Source organism: Gordonibacter pamelaeae 7-10-1-b (genome assembly GCF_000210055.1).
Classification (GTDB): Bacteria; Actinomycetota; Coriobacteriia; order Coriobacteriales; family Eggerthellaceae; genus Gordonibacter; species Gordonibacter pamelaeae.
In genome coordinates, this window is sequence record NC_021021.1 from 3390050 (window position 1) to 3399411 (window position 9362).

A 9362-nucleotide genomic window follows, 5' to 3' on the forward strand; every position below is an offset into this window, starting at 1 on the left:
TTGAGGTCTCCATCCTGACCAGGTCGAAGTTCACGATCCTGTAGCCTGCGGCCTGGAACATCCAGCCTGTGGAGCCGATGAGGGTGCCCTTGGGGTCGGTCACCAGGTAGCTCGCGTTCATCTGCATCAGCAGCGGCAGCACGTGGCTGCGGGTCTTGCCCGTGCCGGGAGTGCCGACGACGCAGATGTTTCGGTTGCGATCGGTCTCCAGGTCGAACTCTGTCCTGGAGACGGGGATTCCTATGTTCTTGGTGAGGGGGATGTTCAGCGAGGGGTCGTCCCGGTTCATGAACCCTTTGCCTTCGTCGACGGTTCCCCAGCGGGAGGAGCCGTGCTCTTCGCCGCGCCTGAACGTTCCGCCTCTAAGTGCCCTGTGGGCCCAGATTCCCCAGATCGCGCAGGCAGCGAGGACGCCCGCCAGCGGCGCGAGCGCGTTTGCGCGCTCTATGCCGCCGCACGCTATCCAGCCGGGCAGCTGCGCGAGGGCTTCGATGGGATCCAGGGAGCCTTCCGGAAGGGCGAGAAGGCTCCCTGCGAAAACGAAGCTTGCGAGGGCGGCGCAGGCTGAGAGAAGGGCGATTTTCACCACGGTATGTCTTGCGAAGGGCGTCAACGGCCCCTCGCTTGGTCGATTACCTCGCGGCTCCTGCCGCGTGCGCGCTCTGCGAGTTCCGCGGAATTCTTGAATGCCTCGACTCGGTCCTGGAGGGGCTCCTTGTCGGGATCGTCGATTCCGTGCTTTGCCTTGTCCGGGTCCTTGCGCCCGCGCTTCCTTGCGAGCTGCTGCTCGGCGCGCTTGCAGGCCCTGTTGGTCTCGTCTGCCAACTCGTTGAAGCAGCGGGCAACCTCGGGCGCGTCGTCGACCCTGAATATCAGAAACGACTTCTCGCCTTCGTCGTAGAACTCGTGCTGCAGTGCTTCTCGGTCGAGCTTCCCGTCGATTACCTCCTTGATCGTCTCGAACTCGGGTAGCTCCTTGAATTCGTGGAGATTGAGCTTCGCCCATTCCGGTGCCGTCTCGGGCTGCTGGGGGTTGGCAAGGGCGGCTCCTTCGCGGCCGATCTCGCCGACGGAGTTCCTGAAAGCCATGGAGACCCTTGCGGCGCCGTGGCTCATGGCCGCTTGCCCGGCTTCCTGCCCGACGCGGACCATCCAGTCGAACAGCTTCTCTCCGGATTCGTCTCCGAAGTCGCTTGGCATGTTTCCCTCCTTCTCTGCTGGGACGATTTGTCCCAGTTGCTAGGGCCGTCGTTTTCTGCGGGAGTGAATCTGCTCTGGAAGGTCGTCGATGGAGACGAAGAAGTATTCCCTGAAGTCGATGCAGAACATGTGGGTGGTCTTTATCAGCTCCAGGGCGCTGAGGGTGACCTCGCCCCTGAGCTTTTTCCCGGCGTTGGTGTCGCTGATGCCGAGTCTCCTGGCGTATTCCGTGGTCGACATGCCGCATCTTTCCTTGCTGCTGTTGATCACTCCCAAAAACTGCCTGGTAATCGGGTCTAAGTCTTCCATTGCTTCCTCCATCACTCACGGCTGCGAGTCGCCGTAGCCGCGGCCCCTTCAGGCCCGGTGATGCTGGGAAGGGTAACGGTGCGCTTCGTGTCTGTGTTGAAACCCGTCACGTGACGACGGGAATCCGTCATGAGGTGACGGGTCGGGCGGGCGCAACGCGATCGGGAGGCAGTGGGCCGAACCCGCGCCTGGGCACAGTAATACTGTCTGCACTCTATAGAAAACTGAGTTTTCAGGTGCCCAATACATAGGACAGTGAAAAATGAAAGACCAGTTGACAGTTTGTTTTCGACGAAGGCGGACAACCGCAGCAAGCTTACTGGGACAATTTGTCCCAGTAAGACTTAACCGGGTTTGAGCTTCTCGTCGCGATAGGCTCGGTAATCGCCCATCGCATCGCTCAGATGATCGAAGCCGCCGCTGAAGTCCCAGGCCTTCGCCCAGAGCTCACGTGCCACGGGGTCCGATTCGCGCCACTCCGCCTCGAGCCTGTTGATGCGCTCCTCTTCCTGCTGGCGCCGCGCCTCGACCTCCCTTTCAGCCCTCTGCCGCTCGATTCGGGCGCGCTCGCTTCTCCGTTTCGCGATGGCGGATTCCAAGCTCAAGCCTGCGACGGGCCTGTTGGGCTTCAGCCAGGTCGACAACGTGGCGATGAAGCGCTGCTCCGTGCCGGCGTTTTCCTGCTGGATCACGTAGCGACGATAGGTCTTTGCAAGGAAGTCCTCGTCGACCCCCTCGCATCCGAGCGTTTCGCCCCACACCCTCCAGGCCTTCTCCTTAGCGCACTGGGATGCCTTGGAGCGGGGGACCTTTTCCCATGCGCTCTCGAACTCGTCGCTTGTCTCCGCCAGCCCTCCATCCTCCTTGCCGCAAGAAAGTTTTCCTGGCTGGCTGGTTGGTTGGTCAGAAGATAATCTCTCAGTAGTCTCTGAGTAATCTTTGTATATGTCTGGCGAATTTTCGCCATACCTATGGCGGAATTCCGTCATAGGGGTGTCCGCATTGATGCATTCTCCGTCATAGCTATGACGTTTTTTCGCCATAGGGTCCGGGCATGTGCTTTGCTCTGGGTAGGTGAGCTCCGCGATGCGCTTGGGGTCGATCGCGATGAACATCACGTTCCCCATCATGCCCGCCCCGCACTCCACGTTGCGGAATATGCGCTTCACGGCCCCAAGCTCTTCGAGCCTTACGACGGCATCCTTGGCCTGCCTCTTGCTGATCCCGAAGTGCTCCGAGAGCTGCTCGTAGTTTCGCTGCAGGTAGTCCGAGGAGAAGCGCTTCTGGTAAGCGATTACGTCGCCCGTGTATTCGTCGCGCACCTCTCTGGGACGGTACCAGTAGAGGACGTCCGAGAGGATGTTGATCGCCACCAGGTCCGCCTTGCCCGATGGCGTCGTTATTGTCTTGTACCAGGTTGCGGGTATGACGTTTCCCGTTACGGCCATGGTCGCGATGGCGTCAACGGCAGCGTTCCCCGTCAGCTTCCGTGCGATCATCGCCGTTCCTTTTTGAACATTCCCTTCGTGGACTCCCTGTGTCTCTTGGGCTTCCTCGCGCCCGCATCTGCTATCGGCTCCACCTCCTTCGGAGTGAGCGGGATTTGCCTCATATCGGGAGCCATGGTCTCGCTGAGTTCCGAGGTCTCCATCTCTTCGATCGTCGTCCCTTCGGACTGCTTGTCGATGACCATTCCCTGCTCGTTCATCTGCGTGAGGACGTCGAGAATCGCCTCCGAGACGTCGACCAGCCTTTCGTTGACCCTTTTCCCGGCAGAGATCCTGGAGAGCTCGTCGGCGACCCTTTTCGCTTGTATTGCTAGGGCCTTCTGGACCCTTATCGTGGCGAGGACGGTGATCTCGTTTCCCTCCAAGCGGTTGATGATGAAGGCCTGCTTGGTCATTCCGCTGAGCGCGGCGAGCTGGTTTATTCTCTCGTTCTCTTCTTCCGAGACGCGGAAGCCGACTGTGGTGTCTCTCCACCGGCCTTCTCTGTCCAGGCTCTTAACGCTCATGGCCTTCTCCTCTTGCGTTCATGAGGGCGTCGAGGACGTCCGCCATGTTCCTCTGCTGATTTGGGAACAGGTGGGCGTAGCGGTAGGTGATATGAACGCTCTCGTGGCCCATTCTGTCGGCGATTGCCACGGCGGTGAAGCCAAGGTTGATCAGGAGCGACACGTGGCTGTGCCTCAGGTCGTGAACCCTAATCTCCTTGACCCCTGCAAGCTTTGCGGCGGTCTTCAAGGTGTTGTTGAGGGCGTACTTGGTGAAAGGGAAGAGGCGCTCGTTTTCGTTCGGCTCCCGCTCCATCTCCATGTATTCCTGAAGCTCCTGTGCGAGGAATCTCGGGAGGGCGATGACCCTTTCCGACTTCTTCGTCTTCGGCTTGCCGATGATGTCCCTGCCGTTTAGGCGGCTGTAGGACTTCGTCACGCTGATGGTCCTGTTCTTGGTGTCGATGTCTTTGGCGGTCAGGGCGAGCAGCTCGCCTTCTCTTAACCCGCACCAATAGAGGATCTCGTATGCGTAGAACATCTCAGGTCGGTCGACGACCTGCTCGGAGAACTTCAGGTACTCCTCCGTCGTCCAGAACTTCATCTCGTTGCCCTGTTTCTCTCCGACTCTCCCGGCTTTCTGGAGAGGGTTCGAGGGGAGTCCGTAATGCTTCACGGCATGGTTGAGAATGGCGGAGAGCTGGTTCTCCACGGTCCTGATGTAGGTCTCGGAGTACTTCTTGCCGTTCTTGTCCTTTGCTTTGAGGAGGGTGTTCTGCCAGTCCATGATGTCTCGCGACGTGATGTCGACGACCCTCATCTTGCCGAAGAACGGGATGAGCTTCTCGCTGATCATGTATTCCTTGCTGCGCCAGGTCGTCTCCCTCAGCCTCGGGCGCACGTCCTCGGCGTAGACCTTGACGAACTGTTCGAAGGTCATGCTCGTCGACCTGGCCTCGTTGGCCAGAAAGTCCCTCTCCCACGCCAAGGCATCGGTCTTGGTCTTGAAGCCTCGCTTCGTTGAGTCGATTGTCTCGCCGTCGTGGTTGGTGTAATGGAGCTTGACCAGCCACGTACCCCGCCTCTCGTCCTTCCTAACGCTCATTTCCGGCCTTGCTTTCCAGCTCGCTCAGGTCGATCTCGTCGCTCCGTCCGAAAAGCCTCTCTTCGTAGTAGCTTCGATTGGTCTTTCCCCGCATCGTTATGCAGCCCATCTCGTCCAGCTCCTCGTTGAGCTTCCTGACGATCTTGTAGGCATGCTGCATGCTGCATTCCAGGTCTTCGGCCACCTCTTTGGCCGTGATGAGTCTTCCGTCCATCGTTGTGTCCTTTCTATTGATACAGAAACGTATCAGTGCTACAGACACAATAGCTGATACAATTACGTATCAAAGAAAAGAGCGTCGGGATTCGCCGAAAAACATATTTGGTATTACAAGTCAGGAGGGCCGATGAAGGTCGGAGAGAAGATTCAACGTATCAGGAAGGAGCGCGGCTACACTGCAGACCAGCTCGCCGAGATGCTCGGGATATCCGCCGTCTCCCTTCGCAAGTACGAGTACGGGGAGCGCACCCCGAAGGACCCCATGATCGACGAGATCGCCCGTTGCCTCGAAGTGAACCCCTCCTCCCTCAAATCCGACTGGGGAAGCGACGCGAACGATGCGATACACATGCTGTTCGAGCTGGAGGAAGCGTTTTGCCTAGAGCCAATCAAAGTTGGGGGCACTGTCGTCTTGGCTCTTCCGGAAGACTTGGGCAGCGAGGACCAGGAAGCACTGGCGAGGGCGCTTCGCCACTGGTACAGGAACAACAGGGATCTGAAGGACGGCGAGCTAACGAGGGACGAGTATGTTGCCTGGAAGGACTCCTTCAAGGCCTAGACTCCCTAAATAGAACCGAAAACGGCCTCGTCAGAGGCCTTTTTTATGCCGTGACCCGTTCGTGACCCAAACTGCAAAATTCTTCTTCAGAATTATTGATACGTTGTCGTATCAGTTTTGTGGTTGCAGGTGGTTAGCGGGTCTGCATCACCTCAGGTGGCGTATTGCCGCAGGTAATGATACGGACTTGTATCAACCGTTACTCTTGGTGATTTGTTCCGATTTCGTAAAAGTCGCAGGTAGATATGGGTAATTCCACCTATTAGCCACTTGCGAAGTGGCCCCATTATGACCTAGTTGTCATAGGTCACGCTGCTACGAATTTGTATATGAACTTATGTGATTTGACATAGAAACACCCCTTGAGCAGGTCATTCTCAAGGGGTGCTGTAGGCCACATACTGATACGATATCGTATCAGCTTTTACTCCCACTCGATCGTCGCGGGGGGTTTGCTGGTGATGTCGTACGCTACACGGTTCACTCCGGGGACCTCGGCAACGATACGGCCAGACACCTTTGCCAGCACCTCGTGCGGCAGCTTCGCCCAGTCGGCGGTCATGGCGTCGCTTGACTCCACGGCGCGGACGACTATGGGGTAGCCGTACGTCCGCTCGTCGCCCATGACGCCGACGCTCTTGACGTCGGGCAGCACGGCGAAGTACTGCCATACGCTGCGCTCGCTGTTTCGCTCGCCGGTCTCCTCGAACACGCGGGCGTTGTAGGCGTCCAACTCCTCGCGGACGATGGCGTCGGCGTTCTTCAGGATCTCCAGCTTCTCGCGCGTCACCGTGCCGATGATGCGGATGGCCAGGCCCGGCCCCGGGAAGGGCTGGCGATGCACGATGTGGTCGGGCAGCCCGAGCGCGGTGCCCAGCGCGCGCACCTCGTCCTTGAAGAAGTGATCCAACGGCTCGATCAAATCGAACGACACGCCGTCGGGGAAGGGAATGAGGTTGTGGTGGCTCTTGATGGTGGACGCTTTGCCGCCGGTCTTGCGGGCGCCGCTTTCGATGATGTCGGGGTAGATGGTGCCCTGGGCCAGGTACTTCACCGGACGCCCGCCTTCGGCGAGGTCCTCCGCCACGGCGAAGAACTCCTTCCAGAACTGCGAGCCGATGATGCGGCGCTTCTGCTCGGGCTCGACGACGTCGGCCAGCAGCGCGGCGTAGCGGTCCTCGGCGTGCACGTGCACGAAGTCCACGTCGAACTGCTTCGTGAACACCTCTTCCACTTCTTCGGGCTCGTTCTTGCGCAGCAGGCCGTGGTTGATGAACACGCAGGTCAGCTGTTTGCCGATGGCCTTCGCGCACAGCGCGGCCACCACGGAGGAGTCCACGCCGCCCGACAATCCCAGGATCACGCGGTCGCCGCCCACCTGCGCGCGGATGGCTGCGACGGCATCGTCGATGATGGAGTCCATCGTCCAGCTGGCCTCGAGGCCGCAGATGCCGAACAGAAAGTTGCGCAAAAGCTCGTCGCCGTGCGGCGTGTGGCGCACCTCGGGGTGGAACTGCGTCGCGTACAAACGGCGCTCGGCGCACTCCATCGAAGCCACGGGGCACGTGGCGGTCGAGGCCGTCACCGCGAAGCCCGCGGGCACCTCGGCCACGGCGTCGCGGTGGCTCATCCATACCGTCTGCTCGACGGGCGTCTCGCCGTACAGCGCGGACGCGCCCTCGTCGCGGCGCGTCAAGGAGGCCGCCCCGTACTCGCCGGCGTCGGTATGGCCGACCGTGCCGCCCAGCGTCACGGCCATGATCTGCTGCCCGTAGCAGAAGCCGAGCATCGGGATGCCCAGCTCGAAGATGTCCGGATCGATGGACGGCGCGTCCTCGGCGTACACGCTGGCCGGCCCGCCCGACAGGATGATGGCCGCCGGCGCCAGCGCGGCAACCTCGGAGGCGGTGATGTCGCACGGGACGATCTCGGAGTACACGTGCAAATCGCGCACGCGGCGGGCGATGAGCTGCCCGTACTGCGCTCCGAAATCGACGACGATGACCAACTGGCTGGATGGGGTGGCAGGCATGGGGCTCTCCTTCGCACGGGCGGCGGCCAAGCGGAGGCGCCCGCAATACGCATCTCTCTTCTCAGCGTCCCATCTTACACGAATCACCGTCTCCGGCGCAGGTCGCAGCTTCATATACGCGCACTGTACAAAAAACAGCGTGAGCTGCCGGCCTGACAGCCTTTATAATCAAATCGAGCCATCATTCGCCATGCGAAGGGGAATCCAATGGGAGACATCAAGCTGTTCAACATCAAGCCTTCGGTGCGCGCCATCGAGCTCAAGCCGGCAAAGCTCGAGAAAGGCGTGCAGCAGCTCATCGAAGCGAACATGGAGGCCTTCTTCGGCATCAGGTTCTTGCAAACGGAGTACGTCATCAACCATGCGGGGGAATACGAGAACCAGGCCGGTCGGATCGACAGCCTCGGTATTGACGAGAACAACTCTCCGATCGTGTTCGAGTACAAACGCGACTCCAACGAGAACGTCATCAATCAGGGACTGTTCTACTTGGACTGGCTCATGGATCATCGTGCGGACTTCTGGCGGCTGGTGCTCGACAAGCTCGGCAAGCAGGTCGCCGACTCGATAGACTGGAGCTCTCCGGCGGTGTACTGCGTCGCCAGCTCCTTCGGAAAATACGATCTCCACGCAATCAAGCAGATGAATCGCAACATCCGGCTCGTTCGCTACGCGAAGAGCGACGACGTCATCCTGTTCGAGTTCTTGAACGCGCCGTCGACCGCTCCGTCGGTTTCGGCGACGACGGGCGGATCGCTCGGTAAGAAATACGTGGACAAGACATTCGCCGAGCAGCTGGTCGGAGCGCCGGAGAAGCTGCGCGAGGTGGTCGACGAGGTCCGCCATTACATGGCCTCGTTCGGCGACGACGTGTCGGAGAACGAGCTGAAGCTCTACCTCGCCATCAAGAAGGTGCGCAACATCGTGTGCATAGAGGTGAACCAGAAGCGGGTGATCCTTCATTTGGCGCTCGACGCCTCGACGGTTGCGGAAACGAGCTTGGTGAGGGACTGCTCGGGCAAAGGCCATTGGGGAACGGGCGATATCGAGGTCGGCCTCACCTCGCTCGACGAGCTTGAAGAGGTTAAGCCCCTTCTCGAGCGCGCCTACCTGGAGAACTAGCGTCCTCCTGACATCCGCGGCGTCCCGACCCTCTTCCCAACCTGCCCGTGTTCCCCCTGTGGTTTCTTCGACCTCGCCGGTCGGCGTCGTGTACAATGCCCGGCATGGAGAAAGCGAACAGGGACAGAGGCGAGCTCGACGAGGAGCGCAGGCGTGCTCTGCATGCCTCGTTCAACCGGCGCATCTCGTACCTGTGCAAGCTGGCGGCGCTTGTGATAGCCGTCGTGGCGTTCGCCACCATCGCCGTGGGGCAGGAAGCCCCCAAGTTCGTGCTCATGGGGCTGTGCCTCTCGGTCGCCCTGCTGGCTATCGCCATGCTGCAGGACCATTACCAGCACAAACAGTAATCCCGAAGGACAACGAGGAAGTACCCGCGCATGATCATCGAAGCATTGAAAGCGTTTCTCATCGGCATCGTCGAGGGCATCACCGAATGGCTGCCCATCTCGTCCACCGGCCACATGATCCTCGTGGACGAGTTCGTGAAGCTGCAGGTGTCCGACGAGTTCCTGGCCCTGTTCCTCGTGGTCATCCAGCTGGGCGCCATCATGGCCGTGCTCATCCTGTACTTCCACAAGCTCAACCCTTTCTCGCCGAAGAAGACGAGCGTGCAGAAGAAGTCCACCTGGCGCCTCTGGGGCATGGTGGCCATCGGCTGCATCCCCGCGGCCATCATCGGCCTGGCGTTCGACGACTGGGTCAACGAGCACTTCTACAACAAGGTGACCGTGGCCGCGATGCTCATCGTGTACGGCGTGGCGTTCATCGTGCTCGAGCGCCGCAACCGCCGCCGCCTGCGCGAGGCCGAGGCCGCCCTCGCCGC

At 60.1% G+C, this 9362-nt stretch carries 12 protein-coding genes; 4 read left to right on the plus strand and 8 right to left on the minus strand.

What is annotated here, in order from left to right; genetic code table 11:
* The 7 genes from GPA_RS18535 to GPA_RS15615 all read right to left on the minus strand — a co-directional run.
* On the minus strand, nucleotides 1-289 hold a 289-nt coding region (locus GPA_RS18535; RefSeq protein WP_167536693.1), incomplete at its 3' end, for a type IV secretory system conjugative DNA transfer family protein.
* A gap of 320 nt (nucleotides 290-609) precedes the next feature.
* Nucleotides 610-1200, minus strand: coding sequence for a hypothetical protein (locus GPA_RS15590; RefSeq protein ID WP_015540455.1), 591 nt, complete (start codon nucleotides 1198-1200; stop codon nucleotides 610-612).
* A 39-nt stretch (nucleotides 1201-1239) separates the two neighbouring features.
* Entirely contained in the window at nucleotides 1240-1509 is a 270-nt protein-coding gene (locus GPA_RS15595; protein WP_227155323.1) for a hypothetical protein, read from the minus strand.
* Between the two features lie 344 nt (nucleotides 1510-1853).
* Nucleotides 1854-2882 carry a hypothetical protein gene (locus GPA_RS17010; protein WP_231847678.1) on the minus strand — a complete coding sequence of 343 codons (1029 nt, stop codon included), beginning with the start codon at nucleotides 2880-2882 and terminating at the stop codon, nucleotides 1854-1856.
* A 122-nt stretch (nucleotides 2883-3004) separates the two neighbouring features.
* Nucleotides 3005-3523 carry a plasmid mobilization protein gene (locus GPA_RS17015; protein WP_015540458.1) on the minus strand — a complete coding sequence of 173 codons (519 nt, stop codon included), beginning with the start codon at nucleotides 3521-3523 and terminating at the stop codon, nucleotides 3005-3007.
* Entirely contained in the window at nucleotides 3513-4607 is a 1095-nt protein-coding gene (locus tag GPA_RS15610) for a site-specific integrase (RefSeq protein ID WP_015540459.1), read from the minus strand. The genes GPA_RS17015 and GPA_RS15610 overlap by 11 nt, the downstream gene beginning before the upstream one ends.
* On the minus strand, nucleotides 4597-4821 hold the full coding sequence (locus GPA_RS15615) for a hypothetical protein (RefSeq protein ID WP_015540460.1): 225 nt from the start codon (nucleotides 4819-4821) through the stop codon (nucleotides 4597-4599). Before GPA_RS15615 ends, GPA_RS15610 begins: the two co-directional genes overlap by 11 nt.
* Before the next feature lie 132 nt (nucleotides 4822-4953).
* Between GPA_RS15615 and GPA_RS17020 the strand changes: the two genes are divergently transcribed.
* Nucleotides 4954-5385: a helix-turn-helix domain-containing protein gene (locus GPA_RS17020; protein ID WP_015540461.1), complete on the plus strand. Its 432-nt coding sequence runs from the start codon at nucleotides 4954-4956 to the stop codon at nucleotides 5383-5385.
* 424 nt (nucleotides 5386-5809) lie between these two features.
* Here the strand turns inward: GPA_RS17020 and guaA are convergent, their stop codons facing one another.
* Nucleotides 5810-7417 carry a glutamine-hydrolyzing GMP synthase gene (gene guaA / locus GPA_RS15625; protein ID WP_041239786.1) on the minus strand — a complete coding sequence of 536 codons (1608 nt, stop codon included), beginning with the start codon at nucleotides 7415-7417 and terminating at the stop codon, nucleotides 5810-5812.
* A 207-nt stretch (nucleotides 7418-7624) separates the two neighbouring features.
* Here guaA and GPA_RS20310 point away from each other — a divergent pair, with 207 nt between their 5' ends.
* From GPA_RS20310 to GPA_RS15640, 3 genes are all read left to right on the plus strand, one after another.
* Nucleotides 7625-8539 carry a DUF5655 domain-containing protein gene (locus GPA_RS20310; protein WP_015540462.1) on the plus strand — a complete coding sequence of 305 codons (915 nt, stop codon included), beginning with the start codon at nucleotides 7625-7627 and terminating at the stop codon, nucleotides 8537-8539.
* Between the two features lie 104 nt (nucleotides 8540-8643).
* On the plus strand, nucleotides 8644-8886 hold the full coding sequence (locus GPA_RS15635) for a hypothetical protein (protein ID WP_227155320.1): 243 nt from the start codon (nucleotides 8644-8646) through the stop codon (nucleotides 8884-8886).
* A 30-nt stretch (nucleotides 8887-8916) separates the two neighbouring features.
* The coding region (locus GPA_RS15640) for an undecaprenyl-diphosphate phosphatase (RefSeq protein WP_167536694.1) at nucleotides 8917-9362 on the plus strand (446 nt) is incomplete at its 3' end.

Coding starts and splice junctions, on each gene's coding strand:
- GPA_RS15590 (WP_015540455.1), bottom strand. CDS start 1,200: ATGCCAAGCGACTTCGGAGACGAATCCGGAGAGAAGCTGTTCGACTGG.
- GPA_RS15595 (WP_227155323.1), bottom strand. CDS start 1,509: ATGGAAGACTTAGACCCGATTACCAGGCAGTTTTTGGGAGTGATCAAC.
- GPA_RS17015 (WP_015540458.1), bottom strand. CDS start 3,523: ATGAGCGTTAAGAGCCTGGACAGAGAAGGCCGGTGGAGAGACACCACA.
- GPA_RS15610 (WP_015540459.1), bottom strand. CDS start 4,607: ATGAGCGTTAGGAAGGACGAGAGGCGGGGTACGTGGCTGGTCAAGCTC.
- GPA_RS15615 (WP_015540460.1), bottom strand. CDS start 4,821: ATGGACGGAAGACTCATCACGGCCAAAGAGGTGGCCGAAGACCTGGAA.
- GPA_RS17020 (WP_015540461.1), top strand. CDS start 4,954: ATGAAGGTCGGAGAGAAGATTCAACGTATCAGGAAGGAGCGCGGCTAC.
- guaA (WP_041239786.1), bottom strand. CDS start 7,417: ATGCCTGCCACCCCATCCAGCCAGTTGGTCATCGTCGTCGATTTCGGA.
- GPA_RS20310 (WP_015540462.1), top strand. CDS start 7,625: ATGGGAGACATCAAGCTGTTCAACATCAAGCCTTCGGTGCGCGCCATC.
- GPA_RS15635 (WP_227155320.1), top strand. CDS start 8,644: ATGGAGAAAGCGAACAGGGACAGAGGCGAGCTCGACGAGGAGCGCAGG.